Source organism: Reyranella sp., assembly GCF_965227665.1.
In the GTDB taxonomy this organism is placed as follows: Bacteria; Pseudomonadota; Alphaproteobacteria; order Reyranellales; family Reyranellaceae; genus Reyranella.
In genome coordinates, this window is the sequence record NZ_OZ245767.1 from 1,668,292 (window position 1) to 1,690,328 (window position 22,037).

Below are 22,037 nucleotides of genomic sequence, written 5' to 3' on the forward strand. Positions count from 1 at the left end.
GTTGAAAAGACGCTCGTCAGAACGGCTCCTTGTAGGGGCGCAGGTCGATCTCGTGCGTCCAGGCGCTGCGGTGCTGGCGGTGCAGGTGCCAGTAGCTGTCGGCGATCGCATCGATGTTCAGCAGGCCGTCCGGCCCGGCCTTCTCGACACGGTCGGGCATGCGCGAGAGCAGCCGTTCGCCCTCGATGCCACCGTCGATGATGGCGTGCGCGACATGGATGCCCTGCGGCCCGAACTCGCGCGCCATCGACTGCACCATCAACCGGAGACCGCCCTTGGTCGCATTGAAGGCGGCGAAGCGCGGCCGGCCGCGCAGCGAGCCCGAGGCACCGGTGAAGATCACGGTGCCGCGGCCGAGCGGCGCCAGCCGGCGCATGGCTTCCCGGCCGAACAGGAAGCCGGCGAAGCAGCCGACCCGCCAGGAGTCCTCGAAATGCTGCGCCGTCATCTCGCGGAAATCGACGGCGGCGTTGTTGCCCATGTTGAAGACCAGCAGGTCGGCCGGCGCGCCGTCGGCGTCGTCAGCCATCGCCTTGTCGAACAGCGCGACGACCTGGTCTTCCTTCGTGCCGTCGACCACCACCGCCGTCGCCGAGCCGCCGGCCTCGCGGATGCCCTGCACGACCTTTTCGATCTTGGCTCCGGTACGACCGGCCACCAGCACGTGATAGCCCTCTTTCGCAAAGCGGCGGCTCGCGGCCGCGCCCAGGCCGCGCTCGGCGCCCACGCCCAGCACCACCGCCTTCGTCTTCTTCGCCATGTTCGCTCCTCGCAACGCCGTTGCACGGAACTTGCGGTGCCTAAGGCCCCTTCGCTACGGTCGATCGCATGAAATTAGCTCCATACCCCATGATCGATCTCGACCTCACGGCGCCGCTGGACCGGCATCGCGCCACCGTGCTGCCCGACTGGATCGACTGGAACGGCCACATGAACGTGGGCTACTACGTCGTGGCGTTCGACAAGGCGACCGACACGCTCTGCCAGCAATTCGCCTGCGGCTGGGAATATACGCGCGACAAGATCGGCATGACCTTCGTGCTCGAAGCGCACGTGACCTACGATCGCGAGGTCAAGGAAGGCGACGAGCTGCGCATCACCACGCAGATCCTCGACCACGACGCCAAGCGCATCCACTACATCCACATGATGTATCATGCGACGGAAGGCTATCTCGCCGCCACCAACGAACTCATGCTGATGAACATCGACTATCAGACCCGCCGCTCGGCCCCGTGGCCCGACTTCGCCATGGAGCGCATCGAGAAGCTCGCCGCGGCCCACGCCGCCCTCCCCCGCCCGGCCCAGGCCGGCCGCCTCATCGGAATCAAGAAGAAGTAACAGCGTCCATGCTTCAGTCCCTGCCGTACGAACTTCCCGAACTGATCACCCGCGCTCCGCTCGACACCCACCGCTCCACCGTCCTTCCGGAATGGGTCGACTGGAACGGCCACATGAACGTGGCCTTCTATGTCACCGCCTTCGACCAGGCCTCCGGAGCGTTCATGCGCAACATGGGATTGGGCCGCCGCTACGTCGACGGCAAGCTCGGCATGACCTTCGTGCTGGAGACCCACGTCACCTACGACCGCGAGCTGCGCGAGGGTGCGCCGCTGCGCTTCACCACCCAGCTGCTCGCGCGCGACGCCAAGAAGGTCCATCTCTTCCATGAGATGTACCATGCCGAGCAGGATTATCTGGCGGCGACCAATGAGACCATCCTGATGAACATCAACTACGAGACGCGACGTTCCGGCCCCTGGCCGGTGCCGGTGACCGAGCGCCTCGACGCACTTTGGGAGACCCACAAGGTCCTGCCCAAGCCGGCCAAGGCCGGCCGCGTCATGGGGCTCACCAAGCGATGACGGTTGGCGAGGTGATCCCGGCCTCACCTCGCCTGCCCCTCCGAAGTTGCGCTTAAACGAAATAACCGAAATAACCGAAACAGTCGAAACGAACCTGACCGGGCGGAAATGCGGTAGCTGGATACCGCAGAGATCGCGCATGGACCCCGAAGGACCGTCTCGAGGGATGCGCAGCAGACGTAGTGCTCGTGCCCGCCCTTCGAGACGCGCTCCTGCGGACCGCTCATCAGGGCGAGGTTCGAGGTCTGATTCGGTCGCGCTCGGAGTCTCTACTTGCCCGCAAGCTTCGACAGGGCCTCGCCGCTGAGGCGGTAGGGCAGCCAGTTGCGGATCCAGCGATAGCCCAAGCGCTCGTAGAAGCCGCGCGCTGGGTTCCAGTCGAGCACGTTGAGGTCGATGCGCTTGTAGCCCTTGGCTTCGCATTCGCGGGCAAGCCCCTGCATCAGGGCGCGGGCGACACCACCGCGACGTTCCTCCGGCACCACCCAGATGTCCTCGATGAAGATGCCCCGTGCCGCGGTCCAGACGGAATAGTTGAACGTGTAGAGGACGAAGCCCACCGGCGTGGAACCGCGCTTCGCGATCAGGGCGGCGAATTGCGGGTTTTCGCCGAAGCCGTCGCGTGCCAGCGTCTCGGGCGTCGAGCCGACGGCGTCCGGCTCGTCCTCGTAGGTCGCGAGATCGACCGAGAAACGATGCAGCGTGTCGACGTCCGCGACCGTGGCCGGCCGCACGACGAGCTCTTGAAGATCAGACGGCAAGATATCCTCCATCGACCGGCAGGACGGCGCCGGTGATGTAGCTCGCCGCCTCCGAACAGAGGAACACCACCGGCCCGGCCAGCTCCTCGGGCTGGCCCACGCGCTTCATCGGCACATGGGCGAGGAAGCCGTCCAGCTTCTTCGGATCGGCGCGAGTCACCTCCGTCATCGCGGTGGCGATGATGCCCGGCGCCAGCGCGTTCACCCGAACGCCGTCGGGTGCCAACTCGGTCGCGAGCGCCCGCGTGAACTGGGCCAGGGCGCCTTTCGACACTGGATAGACGCCGCTGCCGGCAGGCGCGACGAACGAGTTGATCGAGGCAATGTTCACGATGCTGCCCTTGGTGTGCTTGAGCTGCTCCACGAAGGCCATGGTGACATTGAACGGTCCCTGGACGTTCACCTCCATCGTACGTTCCCAGCGCGCCCGGCCGTCCGGTTCGGTCAGGCCGCCGCGCAGGAAGATGCCGGCATTGTTCACCAGGATGCTGATCGGGCCGACCAGCAGCGAGACGTCCTGCGCCAGCTTCGTGCAGCTCTCCGCATCGGTGACGTCGAGCGCATGGCCGCGCGCCTCGCCACCCGCCTTGACGATGCTGTCGGCGATGGAGCGCGCCGCTTCGAGATCGACGTCGGTGACGATGACGCGTGCCCCTGCCGCGGCGAGACCGCGCGCGATGGCGGCGCCGTTGCCGCGGCCCGCACCGGTGACCAGCGCTAGCCGGCCGGTGAGCGTGTCCTTCATGTCTCCTCCATCGTCTCGCGCGCGGCCCTCAGCGCCTCGCGCAGCACCGCCTCGTCGCCCACATGGTTCGCCAGCAGGAGGATCAGCCGCGCGTCGAAGGCGCGGCACTGTTCGTCATCGAGCCCGCGATGCGCATCGACGATGGCGTTGTAGACATCGTCGGGCCGCGCGAGGTTTAGCGTACGGCGCAGGGCGCCGGTCGTGATCTCGGCCATCGCGATCTCCTTCAGCCGTTGCCCGTGGCCCGCCTGAACGAAGCCGCGATCGCCGCCGCGTCGAAGTGGCGCCAGCGCGCCGCGACATAGCGGTCCGGCCGAATCAGGTAGGTGGTGCCGGGCTGCGCATCGTAGCGCTGGCGGGCGAGCCCGTCGCCCGCAATGCGCACGCAGGTCACCCCGGGCAGCAGATCGGCGGTCGGCACCTCCGCCTCGCCGAAGGTCAGAACCGTGAAGTCCGGACCCAGTCGATCGAGCAGCCAGCCGCTGCCGTCCCGCCCCACCGGCGCGTCGAGCATCGCCCGGCCGGGCCCCGGTCCACGGACCCAGTCGGTATCGCCGTCCGGCGTGTCGAGCGGCGAATCCGGCTGCGCGGTCGGCACCGAGAGCCGGCCGCTGTTGATCAGCGAGCGGGCAAAGGGAAAATCGCGCGCCAGCGCGAGCGTGGCGTCGCGGAAGGCGCGCGAGGCGGTGAACTTGGGCGTGATGAAGTCGGTGCTGCGCGTCGAGTTCAGGATGTTCTCCTGCGCCGCCGCGCGCCGTTCGCTGCAGTAGCTGTCGAGCAGCGACACCGGCGCCGTCCTGCCCAGCACCATCGCCAGCTTCCAGGCGAGATTGTCGACATCGGCGATGGCAGCGTTGCCGCCGCGCGCGCCGAATGGCGAGACGACGTGCGCGGCATCGCCGGCGAAGATCACCCGGCCGTGGACGAAGCGCTCCATCATGCGGCAGGTGAAGGTATAGACGCTGGTCCACTCATGCTCCCAGCGCGCCTCGGGACCGAACATCTGGCGCAGGCGCCGGTCGATGTTCTCCGGCTTCTTCTCTTCCTCAGGGTCGGCATCGGGACCGAGCTGGAAATCGACGCGCAGTACGTTGTCGGCCTGGCGGTGCAGCAGCACGGAATTGGTCGGATGGAACGGCGGGTAGAACCAGAAGCGCCGTTCCTTGGGCAGCTCGCTCAGCAGCCGGATGTCGGAGATCAGGAAGCGGTCGTGGAAGACCTCGCCGGGATAGGGCAGGTCCATCAGGTGCCGCACCGTGCTGCGCACGCCGTCGCAGGCGACCAGCCACTCGGCGTCGAGCGCGTAGCGCCCGTCCGGCGTCTCGACCTCAACCGCAACGCCATCAGCGGCCGGCGTTACGGCAACGACCTTGTTGCGGAACCGCATCTCGACCAGGGGCTCGGCGAGGCAGCGTTCGAAGAGATACTCCTCCACATAGTACTGCTGCAGGTTCACGAAGGCCGGGAACTTGTGGCCGGGTTCGGGCTGCAGGTTGAAGCGGAAGACCGGCTTGTCGTGGAGATAGAGCTCGCCCTGTTCCCAGGTGATGCCCTTTTCGACCATGCGGCTCGCGACGCCGAAGCGATCCCAGGTTTCGAGACTGTGCTTGGCCTGGCAGATCGAGCGGCTGCCGAGGCTCACCGTATCGTCCTCGTCGAGCACGACCGACGGCACGCCACGCCGGGCGAGCGCCAAGGCCAGCGTCGGCCCGGCCATGCCGGCGCCGACGATCACGACCGGCCGGCGCGCGCTCCGACCGTCGAGTTCAGACGGCTTCCGGTACTCGTAGTGTCGATAGGTGTAGGAGCTCATGGGAGCGCGCCACGGAAAGCAGCGTCACTCGGCCTTTTCCAGCGCCGCCCACATCTCGATGTCGCGTTCGGCGGTCCAGATGCGCGGATGGTCGAGGCCCTTGGCCTCGTCGTAGGCGCGGCTGACGTCGAACGGCATGCAGTGCTCGAAGATGACCCAGTTGCCGTAGCGCGGCTGCAGTGCGGCCATCGCCTTGTCGTAGGCTACCTTCAGCGAGTCGCCGGCCTCGGCGCTCTTCTCCACGACCTTGTAGAGGTCGCTGAGGAACGCCTGGGTTCCGGCGATGCCCTCCTCGACCGCGCCCTCGCCGATCAGCGCGTCGCCGCGGCCCGGCACCAGCGCCTCGGCCTTGAGGTCGCGAAGCTTCTGCAGGGTCGCCGGCCAGTCCTTGTAGTGCGCATCGCCGCAATAGGGCGTGGCGCCATATTCGACGAGATCGCCGCTGAACAGGGTGCGCTCCTCCGGGAGCCAGACGATCGTGTCGCCCTTGGTATGGCCGCGGCCGGCATGGATGATGTCGACCTGCAGCTTGCCCAGCCACAGGGTCATGCGGTCCGAAAAGGTGATGGTGGGCCAGGTCAGGCCCGGAATCGTTTCCGCCGCCTGGAACAGGCGCGGGAAGCGCTGAAGCTCCGACTTGTAGTCCTGCGCGCCACGCTCGACGATCATGTCACGCGTCGCTTCGCTGCAGATGATGTGCTCGGGACTGTAGCCGCTGGCGCCCAGCACGCGCACGGCATGATAGTGCGACAGCACCACGTACTTGATCGGCTTGTCGGTGACGGTGCGGATCCGCTCGATCACCTGCTCCGCCATCTTCGGCGTCGCCTGCGCATCGATCACCATGACCGAGTCGTCGCCGATCACGATGCCGGTATTGGGGTCGCCCTCTGCGGTGAAGGCATAGGCGTGTTCGGACAGACGGCTGAAGGTGATCTTCTTGTCCGTCATATCCGCCTGCGAGGCGAACGCCTTGGCCATCGATGTCTCCCCCGTTGTCGCTTGACCGGAACCTATGCAGCGGGCGGGGCCGGAGTCAAAGCGTGGCTATTCACAGGCGGGTCAGTCGCTGCCGTATTTGTGATAGGTCGAGCGATCGCCGGTGCGAACGCTCACATCGAACGCGTCGCCGTCGCGCTCCATGCGGAGCTTCACCACGGAGCCGGCCGGGCCGATCGCCCAGAGCTTGCGATAGAAGTCGCCGACATCGTCGAGGACCTCGCCGTTCAGCGCATGCAGGATGTCGCCGCGTTGCAGGCCCGCGCGGTCGGCGGGACCGCCGTCGGAAATGCCACCGACCACGAGCTGGCCCATATGCTCGACCGTGTAGAGGCCCAGCCAAGGGCGCGGCGGCGTCGACAAGCGGCCCGTGGAGACCAGCTCCTCGAAAATCGGCTTCAGCCGGTTGATCGGCACGTACATGTTGCCGGGAAAGGCTGGCGAACCCGGGCCCAGCGCCTCCTGCACCAGCAGCGAGCCGACCCCGAGAAGCGCGCCGTCCTGGCCGATCAGGGCCGAGCCGCCCCACAGCGGATAGGCCGGCACGGTGAAGATGGCGCTGTCGAGCAGATACTCCCAGTAGCCTGCGAACTCGCGCCGACCGGCGATCTTGACCTTGAGCGCCGCCTTTTCGCCGCCCAGGCCCGCGACATAGGCCTCGCCCCGCAGAATGAGAGAATCGGAGTCGCCGAACGGCATCGGCTTCAGCGGGACCGCACTCTCGGTCCGCACGAGGCCGAAGCCGCTCTCATAGTCGTAGCCGACGATGTGCGCGGCTGTCTCGTTGCCCTCGATATCGGTGATCGTCACCGTGTCGGCTTCCATGATGAGATAGCCGATGGTGAGGACGAGGCCCGCATCGTCGACCACGATGCCGTGACCTTCACGCTCCGTGCCCAAAGTCTGGGCGGAGCGGCGACTTTCCGGAATGGTGGTCCTGACGCCGACCACGGCAGCCAGCGCCGCCGCGACCGCAGGCGGCAGGTTCGAGCCGCCGCCGGGGGTGCGGGCAACCACACCCTCATCGCCGGGGGGAGGCCAATGGCCCGCCCCGTTTGCGGAACCGTTCAACCCTCGGGCCATCCGCTCACCTCCGCCGCGCACCACGCGCGTCCACAGTCTCAAAGATAGGCGTCCGCCATCGCGATTGCTATATGACGGTTCATGGCGCCCTCCGCCGATCCGTTCGAAATCACCGATGACCCCGTTCCGGCCGATCCCGTGCCGGCGCGGCGGGCCGTCACGTCCACCGCCCATCTCGAAGGTCTGAACGACGAGCAGCGCCAGGCGGTCACCCATGCCGGCGGCCCTTTGCTGGTCCTGGCCGGCGCCGGCACCGGCAAGACCCGCGTGCTCACCACCCGCATCGCCCATCTGCTGCTCACCGGCCAGGCCCGGACATCGCAGGTCCTGGCGGTCACCTTCACCAACAAGGCGGCCCGCGAAATGCTCGACCGCGTGGCGAAGCTGATCGGCGGCGCGGCGGATGGGATGTGGCTGGGCACCTTCCACGCGATCGGTGTGCGCGTGCTGCGCCGGCATGCCGAGCTGATCGGGCTGAAGAGCAATTTCACCATCCTCGACACGGACGACCAGACGCGGCTGATCAAGCAGCTGCTGCAGGCCGAGGGGATCGACGACAAGAAATGGCCGGCGCGGATCCTGTCCGGGATCATCCAGCGCTGGAAGGATCGGGCGCTGACGCCGGACAAGGTGTCGGGCGCCGAGGCCGGCGACTTCGCCAACGGCAAGGCCGCCGACATCTACCGCCAGTATCAGGAGCGCCTCGCCGAGGTGAACGCCGTCGATTTCGGCGACCTGGTGATGCACTGCGTGACCCTCTGGCAGAAGCACCCCGATATCCTGGCGATCTACCACGGCCGCTTCCGCCACATCCTGGTCGACGAATACCAGGACACCAACGTCGCCCAGTATCTCTGGCTGAGGCTGCTGGCGCAGGGCACGCAAAACGTCTGCTGCGTCGGCGACGACGACCAGTCGATCTATGGCTGGCGCGGTGCCGAGGTGGGCAACATCCTGCGCTTCGAGAAGGATTTCCCCGGCGCCACCATCGTCCGGCTTGAGCGCAACTACCGTTCGACGCCGCACATTCTGGCCGCCGCCTCGCACCTGATCTCCCATAACGAGGGACGCCTCGGGAAGACGCTGTGGACCGACACCAAGGAAGGCGAGCGCATCTCGCTGCGCGGCGTCTGGGACGGCGACGAGGAAGCGCGCACCATCGGCGAGGAGATCGAGGCGCTGCAGCGCGACAAGCACAAGCTCGCGCAGATCGCGATCCTGGTGCGCGCCGGCTTCCAGACCCGCGAGTTCGAGGAACGCTTCATCACCATGGGCCTGCCCTATCGCGTGATCGGTGGGCCGCGCTTCTACGAGCGGCAGGAGATCCGCGACGCGCTGGCCTATTGCCGCGTCATCATCCAGCACGACGACGACCTGGCCTTCGAGCGCATCTACAACACGCCGCGCCGCGGCCTCGGCGAATCGGCCCTGCGCACTCTGCGGCTGATCCAGCGCACGCAGAAGATCTCGCTGTTCGAGGCGACGCGGCGGGCGCTCGAGACCGACGAGCTGAAAGCGCGCCCGCGCAAGTCGCTGGGAGACCTGATCCGCAATTTCGAGCGCTGGCGGGCGATGCTCGACGGCATGAGCCATGTCGAGGTGGTCGAAACCATGCTCGACGAATCCGGCTACACCGACATGCTGCGCCTCGACCGCTCGCCCGAGGCGGAAGGCCGGCTGGAGAACCTGAAAGAGCTCGTCAACGCCCTGCAGGAATTCGATTCGCTGCAGGCGTTCATGGAACATGTGGCGCTGCTCACCGACATGGCATCGCGCGACGACACCGACATGGTGAGCGTGATGACCCTGCATGCCGCCAAGGGGCTCGAATTCGACACGGTCTTCCTGCCGGGCTGGGAGGAAGGCCTGTTCCCCAACCAGCGCGCGCTCGACGACAAGGGCCAGGCCGGCCTCGAGGAGGAGCGCCGACTGGCCTATGTCGGCCTGACGCGGGCGCGCAAGCGGGCCTATGTCTCCTTTGCCGCCAACCGCCGCGTGTTCAACCAGTGGCAGGCCGCCATCCCGTCGCGCTTCCTGCGCGAATTGCCGCCCGCCCAGCTGGCGCAGAGCAGCGATGCCGGCCTCTACGCCACCTATTCGGCGGGTCACCATGGTGGCCTGCGCGACCAGGCCAGCGGCTTCGAGTATGAGAGCCTGGGCGTTCCCGGCCGCCGCGGCCGCTATCGCGACGAGACGATCGACGATCGACGCGCGACGGAGGGCGACCGGGTCGATCTCAGCATCGGCCAGCGCGTTTTCCACCAGAAATTCGGCTACGGCCTCATCGTCGCCGTCGACGGTAACAAACTCGACATAGAATTCGAAAAAGCCGGCCCCAAGAAGGTGCTCGACAGTTTCATCGAAGCCGCCTGACCAAGAACCGCAGGAGAGAAACCCCATGTTCCGCCGCTCCGCCCTTGCCCTCGGCTCCGCCCTGGGCGTCGTGCTCGCCTCCGGCGCCGGCTTCGCGCAGACCGGCAAGGTGACCGTGGTCACGTCCTTCTCCAAGGACGTCACCGACCCGATCAAGAAGGCTTTCGAGAAGGCCGTGCCGGGCGCCACGCTGGAAGTGCAGAACCGCAATACCAATGCCGGCGTGAAGTTCATCGAGGAGACCAAGGGCAACAATCAGGTCGATCTCTTCTGGGCCTCCGCGCCCGACGCCTTCGAGGTGCTGAAGGGCAAGAAGCTGCTCAGCCCGTACAAGCCCAAGGCCACCGGCATCGCCGAGAAGGTCGGCTCCTATCCGGTCAACGACAAGGACGGCTTCTATTCCGGCTTCGCGGCCTCGGGCTATGGCATCATGTGGAACGAGCGCTACGTGAAGGCCAACAAGCTGCCGACACCCAAGGAGTGGCAGGACCTGGCGCAGGCGCCCTACTTCGACCATGTGTCGATCTCGGCGCCGTCGCGCTCGGGCACGACGCATCTCACAATCGAGACGATCCTGCAGGGCGAAGGCTGGGACAAGGGTTGGCGCACGACCAAGGACATCGCCGGCAACCTGCGCACCGTCACCGATCGCTCGTTCGGCGTGCCGGAGGCCGTGAACTCGGGCCAGGTCGGCTACGGCATCGTGATCGATTTCTTCGCCTTCTCCTCGCAGGGTGCGGGCTTCCCGGTGAAGTTCGTCTATCCGTCGGTGACGACCTTGGTGCCGGCCAACGTCGCCGTCGTCGCCAACGCGCCGAACAAGGCGGGCGCCGAGGCCTTCATCGAGTTCCTGCTCTCGCCCGCGGGCCAGGAAGTCCTGCTCGAGCCGACGATCCGCCGCCTGCCGGTGCGTCCCGAGACGTATGCCAAAGCGCCGGCCGACTACCCCAATCCCTTCAAGGACAAGAACCTCCAAGGCCTGCTCACTTTCAACGCCGAGCTGTCGGAAGGCCGCACGGCGGCCGTCGACACGCTGTTCGACCAGCTCATTACCTTCCAGCTCGAGCCGCTGAAGGCCGTCACCAAGGTGCTGCACGAGGTCGATGCGGCGCTGAAGAAAAAGGACAACGCTCAGGCGCGCGCGCTGGCCAAGGAAGCGCGCGACCTGATCGCCGCCATGCCGATCACCGCGGCGCAGGCCGCCTCGCCCGAGATCAGGGCGGCCTTCACCGGCGGTAAGGAGAAGTCTGCGCGCCAGGCCGAGCTGGAACAGCAATGGGCCGCCTTCGCGAAGGAGAAGTACGCTGCCGCCAAGGCCAAGGCCGACGAGGCGCTGAAGCTGGCGCGCTAGTGCGTCGGATATGATTCAAGGGTCCTTCGCTGCGCTCAGGATGACAATTTTTCTGTGCCTAGCGCAGTGCGTTGATGCAAAAAACGCTGTCATCCTGAGCGCAGCGAAGGACCTTTCTTTCGTTGATGGTCGAAGCGAATGACTTCGATTCGCTCTCCCGGGCAGATCGCACTGGCGCTGGCCATCGCGCTGTTCCTCGGCATCTTCCTGATCGTGCCGGTGGCGACCGTGGTCTATGTCGCCTTCACCGAGAAGGGCGGCGGCGGGCTCACGCTCGTGAATTTCCTCGACTTCGGGCGCACCGACCTGTTCGTGCGGTCGTTCTGGAACTCGGTCTACGTGTCGGGAATGACCGTTGTCTGGGCCTCGGCGCTCGCGCTTCCCCTCGCCTATCTGACGACTCGCTTCGAGTTCCGCGGCGCCATGCTGGTGCAGACGCTGGGCTTCCTGCCGCTGATCATGCCGCCCTTCGTCGGCGCGGTGGCGATGCAGTTGCTGTTCGGCCGCAACGGCTCGGTGAACCTGCTGCTCGATGAATGGTTCGACTTCAAGATCGGCTTCATGGAAGGGCTGAACGGCGTCATCTTCCTGCAGGCGATCCACTACTTCCCGTTCATCCTGGTCAACCTCTCGGCGGCGCTGCGCAACATCGACCGCAGCATGGAGGAGGCCGCGCAGAACCTGGGTTCGCACGGGCTGCGCCTGTTCCGCCGCATCGCCCTGCCGCTGGCCCTGCCCGGCTACATCGCCGGCGCCAGCCTCGTGTTTGTGAAGGTGTTCGACGATGTAGCGACGCCGCTGCTGCTCAACGTCAAGGAGATGCTGGCGCCGCAGGCCTATCTGCGCATCACCTCGATCGGCATCGACGATCCGATGGGCTACGTGATCTCGGTCGTGCTGATCCTCGTTGCGGTGGCGACCATGTGGGCCACCGCGCTGGTCATGAAGGGCAAGGACTACGCCACGACCCAGCGCGGCGGCGGTGGCCTGGCCCGGCGTAAACTGAAGCCGCGCGAGCAGGCGCTGGCCTACGCCGTCGTGATCCTGATCCTGGCGCTGGTGCTGGCGCCGCATGTCGGGTTGGTGCTGCTGTCCTTCGCCACGGTCTGGTCGTTCAGCCCCCTGCCCGACGGCTACACGCTTGCCCACTATACGCGCGTGCTGGGCGACAGCTCGGTCTACATCAAGAACACGCTGCTCTATGCCGGTCTCGCCGCCACCATCGACGTCGTGATCGGGGGCGCCATCGCCTATCTCGTCCTGCGCACGCGCCTACCGGGACGGCAGTGGCTCGACTGGGCCGCCAGCACCGCGCTCGCGGTGCCCGGCGTCGTGCTGGGCATCGGCTATCTGCGCGCCTTCTATGGTGTGAGCCTGCCCGACGGCACGCCGCTCGCCACCCTCTGGATCATGATCGTGCTGGCCATCGCCATCCGCCGCCTGCCCTACGCGCTGCGCGCGGCCTATGCGGCCCTGCAGCAGATCTCGGTGTCGCTCGAGGAAGCGGCGGAGAATCTCGGCGCCACCAAGGCGCGCACGGTGCGACGGGTCGTGATCCCGCTGATGACCGGCGGTCTGCTGGCAGGTTTTGTCACCAGCTTCGCCACGGCCGCCGTCGAATTGTCGGCCGTGCTGATCCTGGTGCAGTCCAACTCTGACGCCCCTCTGGCCTACGGGCTCTACGTGCTGATGCAGACGCCGGCGGGACGCGGCGCCGGCGCCGCCCTCGGCGTGATCGCCGTGCTCATCGTCGCGGTCTGCATGGGACTGTCGCAACTCGCGGTCGATCGCTCGCAACGGGCCCGGGGCATGGATATATGACGAACATGACCCTGTCGAAGCCGGCTCGTGCCGTGGGGATCGAGATTACGGGCGTCAATCTCTCATATGGCGCGACCCACGTACTGAAGGATGTCGCCCTGTCGATCCGGCCCGGCGAATTCTTCGCGTTCCTCGGCCCCTCGGGCTGCGGCAAGACCACCCTGCTGCGCCTGATCGCAGGCTTCGCCCAGGCGCAGACCGGCAAGGTGCTGCTCGATGGCCAAGATGTGGCTCCGCTGCCGCCGTGGAAACGCGACGTCGGCATGGTGTTCCAGAGCTATGCGCTGTGGCCGCACATGACGGTGGCCAAGAACGTGGCCTTCGGGCTCGAGGAGCGGCGCCTGCCGCGCGCCGAGATCGACCGACGGGTTTCGCAGGCGCTCGACCTGGTCGGCCTGTCGGCCTTTGCCGAGCGCCGGCCGGCGCAGCTGTCGGGCGGGCAGCAGCAGCGCGTGGCGGTGGCGCGCACCATCGCCATCGAGCCCAAGGTGCTGCTGCTCGACGAGCCGCTGTCCAACCTCGACGCCAAGATGCGGGTCAGCGTGCGCCGCGAGCTGCGCGCGCTGCAGCAGCGCCTCGGTCTCACCACGATTTTCGTGACCCACGACCAGGAGGAGGCCAACACGATCTGCGACCGGATCGCCGTGCTGGATGCGGGCAAGGTCCAGCAGGTCGGCACACCGATGGAACTCTACGAGAACCCGGCCAATCTGTTCGTCGCCAATTTCCTGGGTTCGGCCAACATCCTCGACGAGCGGTGCGGCCTGTCGATCCCCGCCGGCAAGCGCCTGGTCTTTCGCCCGCAGCACGCCGCGCTGACGTCCCCCGAAGGCGCCGCCCTGCGCGGGCCGGTCACGCATCGCGAATTCCTGGGTGCCACCGTCCGCTATGCCGTGCGCATCGGCGACGGCGAGGTGCTGATCGAGACGCCGTTCCAGTCCGGCAGTGAATTGCGCGACGTGGGCGATCAGGTCGGCGTGGACTTGCCCCCCCAACGCATGCTCTTCCTTCCGGCATGAACAAGGTACGCAAGGCCGGCTTCGTCGCGCCGGCGGCGCAGCGCGCCGATTGGGAAATCCTTCTGGAAGAGCGGCTGGGCGAGGAAGGCTTCATCGTCGCGAGCTGTGAGGTATCGCGTGACGGGCCGTGGCGAATCGACATTTTCGGCGAGGGCGACGAGGCGCTGGTCGAGGCGGCTATCGAGGCCGCGGCCCGAGCCCTCGGGCTCGACGTGCCCCGCTGGGCCTGGGAAGAGCTGCCCGACATCGACTGGGTGGCCGAAAATCAGCGCTCCTTCCGGCCCTTCGCCGTCGGCCCCTTCTGGGTACACCCCTCGCATGTGACCGACGGGCGGCCCGAAGGGCTGCTGCCGTTGCGCATCGATGCCGGCCTGGCCTTCGGCACCGGCACGCACGCCACGACGCGCGGCTGTCTCGAAATGCTGGCGACCCTAGACCCGGCGGAGACGGTCAATGCCGTGGACGTGGGCTGCGGCAGTGGCATTCTCGCCATCGCCATGGCGAAGCTGTGGAAGCGGCCGGTGACCGGTGGCGACAACGATGCCGAGGCGGTCGAGGTCGCTCAGGAGAACGCAGCGCTGAACGGCGTCGCCGAGCTCTGCTCCTTCTTCGTCTCCCCAGGACTGCAGGCCAAAGAACTCTCGGCCCGCGCCCCCTATGACCTGATCGTGGCGAACATCCTGGCGGCGCCGTTGCTCGATCTCGCGGCGGAATTCGGCGCGGCGGTGCGTCCCGGCGGGCGCGTGCTGCTGAGCGGCCTGCTGGTCGAGCAGGCGGCCGGCATTCTGGCCGGATACGAAAAAGAAGGCTTCACCTTCGAGCGCCGTGTCGATCTCGAGACCGGCGGCGCCTGGTGGCGCAGCCTGGTTTTACGCCGCAGCTGAGGGCAAAACGAAAGGGCCGGCTTCCGCCGGCCCTCTTACGCTTACGCTACGCTACTCAACAGTCGACTACGCCGCGCGGCGCAGATTCTGGTTCGCCGCAGCGATCCGCTCTCCCGCACCTTCGAATTGCGGGGTGACGCCCTCGGCGGCCTCGCGGATGGCAAAGTTGATGTCGGCCCGGCAGAGGCCGAGGTCGGACAGTTCGCGGTCGCTCATGCGGTGGAGCTGGGCCTCGGCGGCGCGCAGCTTGAGGTCGGCTTTGATCCCGCCGACGGCGCGCTCATAGCGGCGGCCGAGCCACAGGATCGCGTCACCCAGCGCGTTCGCCAGCCATTCGGCACGCGCGTAACGGGCGCGCAGCTCGAGCAGACGGCGATCATCGATGGTGAAGCTGATCTTGGAAGTCGCGTTTCCCCCCGCCGGCGCAGTTTCGCTGGTCAGATCCTCAAAGGTCCGAATCGGCTGGGTCATCATGTGTCTCTCCTTATGTTGTGCAGCGCGATAGTCGATGCTGCACTGCACCCAGCAAATATAGAGCCTTGAGTTCCAACAATAAGTGCGGACTCTGAAGGTTCGATATGCACTGGGCGCATGGCGACGCACTCGCAAGCATTTCGCATCTGCGAACGAAATATTATTGCTTGGTTTGATTGCCCCCTCCGCCACGCGTAGGGTCGCCTCCATCATGACGACCGCTCCAGACGTAATCGCCCTCCTCCGCCGCCGAGGCCGCAGCACCGACCCCGCTTCGCTCGCCGACTTGATGCGCGGAGTCGCCGCTGCGCCCGAAAGCCTGTCAGGGCCGGAGTGGGTCGAGTTGGTCGATCCGGCCGCTGATGCCGAATTGACCACCGCCTTGTCCAAGTGGCGGGCAGAGCTGGCGGCCGCCGACGACGGGCTGCAGGCGAGCCCGGCGCCGGCCGCACGCCTGGCCGATCTGCGCGCCGAGCTGAGGCGCCGCGGGCTGGACGGTTTCGTCGTGCCCCGTGCGGACGAGCATCAGGGCGAATACGTGCCGCGCCGCTCCCAGCGCCTGGGCTGGCTGACGGGATTCAGCGGCTCGGCCGGCCTCGCGATCGTGCTGGCGGACTGCGCGGCCATCTTCGTCGACGGCCGATACACCCTGGCCGTGCGCGACCAAGTCGACGTCGCCGCCTTCGTGCCCCACCAGATTCCCGAGCAGTCGGCCGAACAGTGGATCGCGGACAACCTGCCCAAGGGCGGCCAGCTGGGCTTCGATCCGTGGCTGCAGACGGTCGACGGCTACGATCGCTTCGCCCGCGCCTGCCAGCGGGCGGGTGGCAGCTTCGTTGCCGTGCAGTCCAACCCGGTGGATGCGGTGTGGCGCGAACGGCCGCCGGCACCGCTCGCGCCCGTGCTTCCCCATCCCGTGGAATTCGCCGGCGAGACCAGCGAGAGCAAGCGCGCCCGCATCGCCGCCATCCTGGCCGGCCGGAGCGCCGACGTGGCGCTGATCACCGCGCCCGATTCGATCGCCTGGCTGCTCAACGTGCGCGGCGGCGACGTCCCGCGCACGCCGTTCGCCCTGGGCTTCGCGCTGATCCACAGCGACGGACATGTCGATCTCTACATGGACCGCCGCAAGATCCCCGACCGTACCGTTTCCTGGCTGGGCAATGCCGTGACCCTGGCGCCGCCCGACGAGCTGGGCGGCGCGCTCGACCTGCTGGGCAAGCTCGGAAAGCGCGTCCTGGTCGAGACCTCGACGGCGCCCTATTGGGCGGCGACCCGACTGCAGGGTGCGGGCGCGACCCTGGTCCGCGACGCCGATCCGATCGCCCTGCCCAAGGCCTGCAAGAACGCGGTCGAGCTGGAAGGCATCCGCACCGCCCATCGCCGCGACGGCGCCGCCGTCAGCCGCTTCCTGGGTTGGCTCGACCACGAATCTAGGACCGGGCGCCTGCGCGAGATCGAGGTGTCCGACCGGCTCCAGGCGCTGCGCGAAGAGACCGGCAAGCTGCGCGACCTCAGCTTCGACACGATCTCGGGCGCCGGCGCCAACGGCGCCATCGTCCATTACCGGGCCTCCGAAGCGACCGAGCGCCGTCTCGAACCCGGCAGCCTCTATCTCGTGGACTCGGGCGGGCAGTATCGTGACGGCACGACCGACATCACCCGCACCGTCGCCGTCGGCACGCCCTCGCCCGAGATGCGCGACCGTTTCACGCGCGTCCTCAAGGGCCATATCGCGCTCGCGGGCGCGCGCTTCCCCGCGGGCACCACCGGCTCGCAGCTCGACGTGCTGGCACGCCATGCGCTGTGGCAGGTCGGCCTCGACTATGACCACGGCACGGGTCACGGGGTCGGCGCCTATCTCTCGGTGCACGAGGGACCGCACCGCATCTCCAAGATGCCGAATTCAGTCGCTCTGCAGCCCGGCATGATCGTCAGCAATGAGCCCGGCTACTACAAGACCGGCGCCTACGGCATCCGAATCGAGAATCTGGTGGCCGTGAAAGAGGCCGAGATCGAGGGCGCCGACCGCCGTTACCTCGAATTCGAGACGCTGACCCTGGCGCCCATCGACCTCACCTGCGTCGAGCCCGGGCTGCTGACCGAGACCGAGCGGCAGTGGCTCAACGACTATCATCGGCGAGTGCGGGACACCGTCGGCCCCACCGTTGACGATGCAACCCGCGCCTGGCTCGAGCAGGCGACCCACCCGATCTGACGCCGGCCACGCGAAACGGCACTCGAAGCCTGCGCCGGCCCACCTGCTGGTGGCCGAATGCAAAGTCCAGGATCACTTCGGGTGCGAGCGCCCCTAGGGCGAGACGCCCCCTGAGGAACGCCGCACGTACTAAGCCCGGCGGGCCGCGACTCTATTCCAGATGAACAGCACGACCATCGCGCCCAGGGTGGCCGCGATAAAGCCCGCACCTTGGTCCGCCCGGTACCATCCGACCGCCTGGCCAATGAAGGTGGCGACGAAGGCGCCGGCGATGCCGAGCAGGGTCGTGAGCAGGAAACCTGCGGGCTTGTTCAGTGCCGAGGAGACCAGCCGCGCAATGATACCGGCCACGAAGCCAATGACGACGATCCAGAGCATCGGGGCCTCAGATCGCTTTGTCGATTTCGCCGGAGGACGGCAGGCGGCCAGCCGGCGTCAATTCGTTGACGGCGTTGGGAAGTTCGTCGGCCAAGCCTCTCAGCAGATCCTCGCGCGACAATCCCGTCTTTTCCATCAGAAAGGCGATCTGATCCTCCGAGAGAACCTCGCTCAGCTCCTCTGCCGCGACCTGCTTGTTCTGGCCCGTGCTCACCCAGGATTCGGCGACGTCTGTCTTGCCGGCGCCCTGGAACTGCTTGAGGAGATCGCCCAGCCCGCCGCTCAGGCCGCTCGCCCCTAACCCGCGTGCCAGCGGACTGTTTCCCATCCCCAGCCAGTCGAGAATATCGCCCAGGCCTACACCCGCACCGGTGGGCGCCTCGCCGGGCTTGCCCGGCGGGCCCGGCGGAATTGCAGACGCTGAGAACCCTTTGACGGCCTTGTAAGCGAGCAGGCCGAGCAAGGCCATCGTGATCGGCGACATTCCACCCGCACCGCTGCTGCCGCCTCGCGGGCCGTTGCGCATTCCGGTCAAAACGTCGAGCAGGCCCATCGCGATCTCCGCACCGTAGGAATGGTGCGCCAACAACGTCCAAACGGGCATGACGTCGCCTTGGAGCGTTTCCGTAGGGACCGAATTGCTCCGCGTTGTTTTCGCCTCACTAACGCGCCATACCATCGCGATTGCAACACTTGGTCCAACTGCGACCACATCTCCAGACGACATCCGAAGCGCGTCACGGTCAGTCACAGTCCTCGACCGTTGTTTTGTTGGAAATTCCTCCACCTCTCCGCAAGTGTCGAGGCCCCCGACAGCAGCGACGCTCCGGCGCCGAGGTAGTTTGGGCTGTGGGTTGTGTTGAGCGCGCGCGCAGTCTCCAAGAAACCCGTGTTGCCATAGCCGACTGCCGCCACCTGGTGGCCGTAGGCCTCGCGCGCGGCGCCGGCACGCAATGTGAGGGCGTCAACCTCGCCCACAGCCGCCGTGTCACCTAGTATGTCGGTCGGACTACCTTCAAGGTCGGTGCCCTGGGCAACGAGCCGGGCGGTCTGCGCTCCGACCCGCTGCTGGGTGCGTCGGCGGCTGCTTTCTGCGGCGGTCCGCCCCTGCTGGAAGGCGTCGTCAGCGCGCCGCTTCATCAGCTCCTGGTTCTGGAATGCCACCTGCGACTGATAGACGGCCTGGGCGCCCGCGGCAGCGTCGGCCTGCTGCCGAGCCTGCTGCTGCTGCAACTGGCCTGCGATTCCCGCGGCCGTGCTGGCGGCCGAAAGGCCAAGCGAGATGATGGCGGCGGTGCTCATGCCTGACATGTTGCTGCTTCCCTTCTTGTCATGAGTTTGTCGAACTCGTCGGTAAATTCGCGCTCGGCGGCATCGACATCGGGTGCGTCCGTCGCAAAGATCATCGTGAGGTGCGTGTCGGTCAATGCAACGAAGGCCTGCTTGCGGCCCGCACCGGCCGGCACGACGTTGTAGCCGCGCAGTTCGAGGGGCCCGCCCTCGACGTGGACGATGGCGTCGCCCTGCACGATCAGCAGCGTCGGAATCTTGATCAGCACGCCCGTGATCATGACGCCGGCCGGCACTGTGATGGTGCGCGCGTAGACACCGGCATGAAAGACATGATCGGTGCAGATGGCGACTTGCGGTAGCGCCGACGCGAGGCATTCGAGCCGCCGCACTCTGTCGATCGCGGTCGCGCTCATCGGCGCAATCTGGGGGCGCGACGGCGCGACTTCAGCCATCGCTCACCTTCTTGAAGAAGACGCGATTGGTCTCTGTATAGCCGACGCGCGGCAGCACCTTAAACAGGTTCCCCTCGAACGGCGCGCTGACCAGCAGGCCGGGCGAGCCGAGCCGGCGCGCCAGGTCCTCGGCCGCACGCAGGAGCTTCAGCCCGGCGCCTGTGCCGCGATGGGCAAGGGCGACAAAGAAGCTCTCGCTCACCGCGACGGCGACACCATAGTGCGGCAGCACAGGCACCAGCAGGGTGAGGAAGCCTATGAGCCGTCCGTCGTGAATGGCGCTCAGCACCCGCAGCAACCCGCGCGCCTCGAGTTCACGATAGCTGTCCATCCTGGCGGCCGGCACCGGCATGCCCGCGATCGACGATTCGGCGGCATATTCGACCAGCAGGGCCGCGAGGCCTGGGTCATGCTCCAGTTCGGCGACGCTGCTCATCTGCACGTTCATGCCGCCTCCTTGATCACGCGGCGGAACAGGCCGTGCGCCAGTCCGAATGGCGGGCCAATTTCGAAGCCGAGCCAGCGCAGCCAGCGGATCGCCGCAGCGTACCGCGCATCGACGACATTGCGCAGCGCGTCGAATAGGGTGAGCCAGTGTGCGACCAGACGGCGACTTTCGACCATGAACGCTCGCCGATGCGCAGTCACGAGGTCCGAGCCGAGCAGCCACGGTACGCCGGTGGAGCCGATGAGGCAAAGTGGCGAGACGCCGGCCATGCAGATGATCCGGCCAGCATCATCGCGCGCCGTCCACGCCTGACGCGCAGAGGCGAGCCCTTGGAGAAGGCCATAGGCAGATCCCTCGACCGGATCGACGGGCCCCAGCAACGCCAACACTTCCGCCCGATCCTCTAGGCGCAACACCGATGCCAATTCGCGAGCGTCCGCAGCCATGGCTGGCAGTATCATGGTCATCGACAACACCCCCATGCAGCAACAGGCTTATATCTCGCGCTATTCAGGGTGAGCTTGGCTACCAACTCGTTCGCCCGAGTGAGGAGTTGCAACGGCGCATAGCGGTGCGGTTCTGAAGAGGCCGCACATGGCGATCCCGCTTTGGTTGCCGAGACATGAGTGGAGTACACAATCATCACCAGCCCCGTTCCGCAGCGAGCTTGTATTTCCAACTCGCGAGGTTGGCCGGGGTCGTCATGTTGCCCGTCGTCTTGACGATTACAGCATGGTTAAGGAGTACGGGAATGCTGATTGTGTTGCGTGTCGCATGAGGAATGATTGCTGACGAGTTGGTGCTGCCGGCAAAGACACTGTTTATTAGAACGTCGCCAATCGAGTAGCCTAGATCGGCCGTAGTGCAGCTGATCACGTACTTGGTAAAATAGAGCGACGGCTCAGCCCCGACGTTACAGTTCGCCGTAAGCCCGGCATTGCTAAGCGTCGGCGTCCAGCCGGAGTCGTAAAGGCCATTATACGCGTAGGCCACTGTCGAGAGGACAGCGGAGGTGCCAGTCGCCGCCTCCCCCACCATGACGAGATTCACTTGGGGGGCGCTCGTGCCGGTACCGAGATAGCCGCGCATTTCGGCAATGTTGAAGGTGAACTGGCCACTCGCGACGGACGGCGTGCCGCCGAATTGGTAGATCGGCGGCAGGAGCGTGCTGCCGGTGGTCAGGATGCCGCCGGCAACGGTCACGTAGAGGAAATTCGGCGTCGCGGCAGCGCGATTGGCGGCGAGGCCCGTCCAGGTGAGAGAGCCGGTGGTGACACCGATCGTGTCGACCGGAGCGCCCGTGGCCGCCGACCAGCCGGCCGCCGCCGTCGCGACCAGCGGATAGGTTGGCGAGATATTGGTCGTCTGCAGCGTGAGCGTGCCCGTCGTGGCGGGCAGGAAGTTCGGCAGGCCGCCCCCGGTGACGGGACCGGCGCTCACTGTCTGGCGGCGGCCCGAGAAGACCGGATAGGCCGGTGTCTGCCAGGCCGCGTCGGCACCGCTGATGCCCAGGAATTGGCCCGATGTGCCGCGCGGCAAGCGCTTGTAGCTGCTGCCGTCGCGAGTCAGCAGGTCGCCCGGCATCGTCAGCTTGTCGATGTCGCCGCGAAACGCCTGCAGCGACTGGATCAGCGCATAATTGCTCTGCTCCGTGGCCGGGTTGCTGATGCTGCCGACGGCGGCGCGTCCGACGATCTCGGCGAGCTGCTGCATCGCCATGTAGATTTCGTCGAAGCGGCGTTCAACGACCTCGGGGTAGTAACCGCCCTGGTTCGAGAGCACCGTCGTCTGCGCATAGGGCACCGTGCGCACGATGGTGAGCTTCGTGCCGGTGGCGAGAGCAGTCCCTGCGAGCGGGTAGATGACCGAGCCACCGCCCAGCGTGCCGATCCCCGTGGCGGCATAGAGCGACGGGGACAAGGTCGTCTCGACGCCGGCGGCGTCGGTGGTGATCACCGAGAGATGCGCGTCGCTCAGGATCGGGAAGCCGTACGGAAAGACGGTGGCGATGCCGTTTCCGGCATGAGTCACCTTCCGGTCGGTATTCGTGAGGGCCATGG

General features: G+C 66.7%; 23 protein-coding genes. 8 read left to right on the forward strand and 15 right to left on the reverse strand.

What is annotated here, in order from left to right:
• Window positions 1-16: 16 nt before the first annotated feature.
• Entirely contained in the window at window positions 17-760 is a 744-nt protein-coding gene (locus ACO07I_RS07995) for an SDR family NAD(P)-dependent oxidoreductase (RefSeq protein ID WP_422016056.1), read from the reverse strand.
• 89 nt (window positions 761-849) lie between these two features.
• Here ACO07I_RS07995 and ACO07I_RS08000 point away from each other — a divergent pair, with 89 nt between their 5' ends.
• Both ACO07I_RS08000 and ACO07I_RS08005 read left to right on the forward strand, forming a co-directional pair.
• Complete coding sequence (locus ACO07I_RS08000) at window positions 850-1,341, forward strand: thioesterase family protein (RefSeq protein ID WP_422016058.1); 492 nt, start codon at window positions 850-852, stop codon at window positions 1,339-1,341.
• Window positions 1,342-1,349: 8 nt separating this feature from the next.
• Entirely contained in the window at window positions 1,350-1,865 is a 516-nt protein-coding gene (locus ACO07I_RS08005; protein WP_422016060.1) for a thioesterase family protein, read from the forward strand.
• A 269-nt stretch (window positions 1,866-2,134) separates the two neighbouring features.
• Here the strand turns inward: ACO07I_RS08005 and ACO07I_RS08010 are convergent, their stop codons facing one another.
• The 6 genes from ACO07I_RS08010 to ACO07I_RS08035 form a co-directional block, all read right to left on the reverse strand.
• The gene (locus ACO07I_RS08010; RefSeq protein ID WP_422016064.1) at window positions 2,135-2,626 is read right to left on the reverse strand and encodes a GNAT family N-acetyltransferase; all 492 of its coding nucleotides are present in this window, start codon (window positions 2,624-2,626) and stop codon (window positions 2,135-2,137) included.
• Window positions 2,616-3,371: an SDR family NAD(P)-dependent oxidoreductase gene (locus ACO07I_RS08015; RefSeq protein WP_422016066.1), complete on the reverse strand. Its 756-nt coding sequence runs from the start codon at window positions 3,369-3,371 to the stop codon at window positions 2,616-2,618. The genes ACO07I_RS08010 and ACO07I_RS08015 overlap by 11 nt, the downstream gene beginning before the upstream one ends.
• Window positions 3,368-3,586 (reverse strand): DUF2783 domain-containing protein, encoded by a 219-nt coding sequence (locus ACO07I_RS08020; protein WP_422016068.1) that lies wholly within the window; start codon window positions 3,584-3,586, stop codon window positions 3,368-3,370. Before ACO07I_RS08020 ends, ACO07I_RS08015 begins: the two co-directional genes overlap by 4 nt.
• Before the next feature lie 11 nt (window positions 3,587-3,597).
• Entirely contained in the window at window positions 3,598-5,184 is a 1,587-nt protein-coding gene (locus ACO07I_RS08025) for an FAD-dependent oxidoreductase (RefSeq protein ID WP_422016070.1), read from the reverse strand.
• A 24-nt stretch (window positions 5,185-5,208) separates the two neighbouring features.
• A complete protein-coding gene (locus ACO07I_RS08030) occupies window positions 5,209-6,165 on the reverse strand; it encodes an MBL fold metallo-hydrolase (RefSeq protein WP_422016072.1) in 957 nt (318 codons plus the stop codon).
• An 81-nt stretch (window positions 6,166-6,246) separates the two neighbouring features.
• Window positions 6,247-7,200: a S1C family serine protease gene (locus ACO07I_RS08035; protein WP_422016074.1), complete on the reverse strand. Its 954-nt coding sequence runs from the start codon at window positions 7,198-7,200 to the stop codon at window positions 6,247-6,249.
• Window positions 7,201-7,347: 147 nt separating this feature from the next.
• Here ACO07I_RS08035 and ACO07I_RS08040 point away from each other — a divergent pair, with 147 nt between their 5' ends.
• The 5 genes from ACO07I_RS08040 to ACO07I_RS08060 all read left to right on the forward strand — a co-directional run bounded on the left by ACO07I_RS08040 (window position 7,348) and on the right by ACO07I_RS08060 (window position 14,714).
• The gene (locus ACO07I_RS08040; RefSeq protein ID WP_422016076.1) at window positions 7,348-9,639 is read left to right on the forward strand and encodes an ATP-dependent helicase; all 2,292 of its coding nucleotides are present in this window, start codon (window positions 7,348-7,350) and stop codon (window positions 9,637-9,639) included.
• A 25-nt stretch (window positions 9,640-9,664) separates the two neighbouring features.
• On the forward strand, window positions 9,665-10,990 hold the full coding sequence (locus tag ACO07I_RS08045; RefSeq protein WP_422016078.1) for an ABC transporter substrate-binding protein: 1,326 nt from the start codon (window positions 9,665-9,667) through the stop codon (window positions 10,988-10,990).
• Window positions 10,991-11,128: 138 nt separating this feature from the next.
• Window positions 11,129-12,811, forward strand: a complete 1,683-nt coding sequence (locus tag ACO07I_RS08050) for an ABC transporter permease (RefSeq protein ID WP_422016080.1) — start codon at window positions 11,129-11,131, stop codon at window positions 12,809-12,811.
• Entirely contained in the window at window positions 12,808-13,830 is a 1,023-nt protein-coding gene (locus tag ACO07I_RS08055; RefSeq protein WP_422016082.1) for an ABC transporter ATP-binding protein, read from the forward strand. The genes ACO07I_RS08050 and ACO07I_RS08055 overlap by 4 nt, the downstream gene beginning before the upstream one ends.
• On the forward strand, window positions 13,827-14,714 hold the full coding sequence (locus tag ACO07I_RS08060) for a 50S ribosomal protein L11 methyltransferase (RefSeq protein WP_422016084.1): 888 nt from the start codon (window positions 13,827-13,829) through the stop codon (window positions 14,712-14,714). Before ACO07I_RS08055 ends, ACO07I_RS08060 begins: the two co-directional genes overlap by 4 nt.
• Window positions 14,715-14,780: 66 nt before the next feature.
• Here ACO07I_RS08060 and ACO07I_RS08065 read toward each other — a convergent pair whose 3' ends face one another.
• Window positions 14,781-15,188: a DUF1127 domain-containing protein gene (locus ACO07I_RS08065; protein WP_422016087.1), complete on the reverse strand. Its 408-nt coding sequence runs from the start codon at window positions 15,186-15,188 to the stop codon at window positions 14,781-14,783.
• 211 nt (window positions 15,189-15,399) lie between these two features.
• On the opposite strand from ACO07I_RS08065, the gene ACO07I_RS08070 reads away from it, so the two are divergent.
• Complete coding sequence (locus tag ACO07I_RS08070) at window positions 15,400-17,406, forward strand: aminopeptidase P family protein (protein WP_422016089.1); 2,007 nt, start codon at window positions 15,400-15,402, stop codon at window positions 17,404-17,406.
• Between the two features lie 129 nt (window positions 17,407-17,535).
• On the opposite strand, the gene ACO07I_RS08075 is transcribed toward ACO07I_RS08070, so the two are convergent.
• From ACO07I_RS08075 to ACO07I_RS08105, 7 genes are all read right to left on the reverse strand, one after another.
• Window positions 17,536-17,784 (reverse strand): GlsB/YeaQ/YmgE family stress response membrane protein, encoded by a 249-nt coding sequence (locus ACO07I_RS08075; protein WP_422016090.1) that lies wholly within the window; start codon window positions 17,782-17,784, stop codon window positions 17,536-17,538.
• Window positions 17,785-17,791: 7 nt separating this feature from the next.
• Entirely contained in the window at window positions 17,792-18,337 is a 546-nt protein-coding gene (locus ACO07I_RS08080) for a YidB family protein (protein WP_422018193.1), read from the reverse strand.
• Window positions 18,338-18,531: 194 nt separating this feature from the next.
• Window positions 18,532-19,086 (reverse strand): hypothetical protein, encoded by a 555-nt coding sequence (locus ACO07I_RS08085; RefSeq protein ID WP_422016092.1) that lies wholly within the window; start codon window positions 19,084-19,086, stop codon window positions 18,532-18,534.
• Window positions 19,083-19,529, reverse strand: coding sequence for a hypothetical protein (locus tag ACO07I_RS08090; RefSeq protein WP_422016094.1), 447 nt, complete (start codon window positions 19,527-19,529; stop codon window positions 19,083-19,085). The genes ACO07I_RS08085 and ACO07I_RS08090 overlap by 4 nt, the downstream gene beginning before the upstream one ends.
• The gene (locus ACO07I_RS08095) at window positions 19,522-19,977 is read right to left on the reverse strand and encodes a GNAT family N-acetyltransferase (RefSeq protein WP_422016096.1); all 456 of its coding nucleotides are present in this window, start codon (window positions 19,975-19,977) and stop codon (window positions 19,522-19,524) included. The genes ACO07I_RS08090 and ACO07I_RS08095 overlap by 8 nt, the downstream gene beginning before the upstream one ends.
• Window positions 19,974-20,444: a hypothetical protein gene (locus ACO07I_RS08100; RefSeq protein WP_422016098.1), complete on the reverse strand. Its 471-nt coding sequence runs from the start codon at window positions 20,442-20,444 to the stop codon at window positions 19,974-19,976. Before ACO07I_RS08100 ends, ACO07I_RS08095 begins: the two co-directional genes overlap by 4 nt.
• Window positions 20,445-20,619: 175 nt before the next feature.
• The gene (locus ACO07I_RS08105) at window positions 20,620-22,035 is read right to left on the reverse strand and encodes a hypothetical protein (protein WP_422016100.1); all 1,416 of its coding nucleotides are present in this window, start codon (window positions 22,033-22,035) and stop codon (window positions 20,620-20,622) included.
• Between the last annotated feature and the right edge of the window lie 2 nt (window positions 22,036-22,037).

Bases quoted from the DNA above. Each gene is read 5' to 3' on its own strand.
- ACO07I_RS08030 (WP_422016072.1), bottom strand. From the start codon at position 6,165: ATGGCCAAGGCGTTCGCCTCGCAGGCGGATATGACGGACAAGAAGATC.
- ACO07I_RS08045 (WP_422016078.1), top strand. From the start codon at position 9,665: ATGTTCCGCCGCTCCGCCCTTGCCCTCGGCTCCGCCCTGGGCGTCGTG.
- ACO07I_RS08100 (WP_422016098.1), bottom strand. From the start codon at position 20,444: ATGACCATGATACTGCCAGCCATGGCTGCGGACGCTCGCGAATTGGCA.
- ACO07I_RS08070 (WP_422016089.1), top strand. From the start codon at position 15,400: ATGACGACCGCTCCAGACGTAATCGCCCTCCTCCGCCGCCGAGGCCGC.
- ACO07I_RS08000 (WP_422016058.1), top strand. From the start codon at position 850: ATGATCGATCTCGACCTCACGGCGCCGCTGGACCGGCATCGCGCCACC.
- ACO07I_RS08055 (WP_422016082.1), top strand. From the start codon at position 12,808: ATGACGAACATGACCCTGTCGAAGCCGGCTCGTGCCGTGGGGATCGAG.
- ACO07I_RS08060 (WP_422016084.1), top strand. From the start codon at position 13,827: ATGAACAAGGTACGCAAGGCCGGCTTCGTCGCGCCGGCGGCGCAGCGC.
- ACO07I_RS08090 (WP_422016094.1), bottom strand. From the start codon at position 19,529: ATGGCTGAAGTCGCGCCGTCGCGCCCCCAGATTGCGCCGATGAGCGCG.
- ACO07I_RS08040 (WP_422016076.1), top strand. From the start codon at position 7,348: ATGGCGCCCTCCGCCGATCCGTTCGAAATCACCGATGACCCCGTTCCG.
- ACO07I_RS07995 (WP_422016056.1), bottom strand. From the start codon at position 760: ATGGCGAAGAAGACGAAGGCGGTGGTGCTGGGCGTGGGCGCCGAGCGC.
- ACO07I_RS08085 (WP_422016092.1), bottom strand. From the start codon at position 19,086: ATGAGCACCGCCGCCATCATCTCGCTTGGCCTTTCGGCCGCCAGCACG.
- ACO07I_RS08095 (WP_422016096.1), bottom strand. From the start codon at position 19,977: ATGAACGTGCAGATGAGCAGCGTCGCCGAACTGGAGCATGACCCAGGC.
- ACO07I_RS08005 (WP_422016060.1), top strand. From the start codon at position 1,350: ATGCTTCAGTCCCTGCCGTACGAACTTCCCGAACTGATCACCCGCGCT.
- ACO07I_RS08065 (WP_422016087.1), bottom strand. From the start codon at position 15,188: ATGATGACCCAGCCGATTCGGACCTTTGAGGATCTGACCAGCGAAACT.
- ACO07I_RS08075 (WP_422016090.1), bottom strand. From the start codon at position 17,784: ATGCTCTGGATCGTCGTCATTGGCTTCGTGGCCGGTATCATTGCGCGG.
- ACO07I_RS08020 (WP_422016068.1), bottom strand. From the start codon at position 3,586: ATGGCCGAGATCACGACCGGCGCCCTGCGCCGTACGCTAAACCTCGCG.
- ACO07I_RS08105 (WP_422016100.1), bottom strand. From the start codon at position 22,035: ATGGCCCTCACGAATACCGACCGGAAGGTGACTCATGCCGGAAACGGC.
- ACO07I_RS08015 (WP_422016066.1), bottom strand. From the start codon at position 3,371: ATGAAGGACACGCTCACCGGCCGGCTAGCGCTGGTCACCGGTGCGGGC.
- ACO07I_RS08025 (WP_422016070.1), bottom strand. From the start codon at position 5,184: ATGAGCTCCTACACCTATCGACACTACGAGTACCGGAAGCCGTCTGAA.
- ACO07I_RS08050 (WP_422016080.1), top strand. From the start codon at position 11,129: ATGACTTCGATTCGCTCTCCCGGGCAGATCGCACTGGCGCTGGCCATC.
- ACO07I_RS08080 (WP_422018193.1), bottom strand. From the start codon at position 18,337: ATGGGCCTGCTCGACGTTTTGACCGGAATGCGCAACGGCCCGCGAGGC.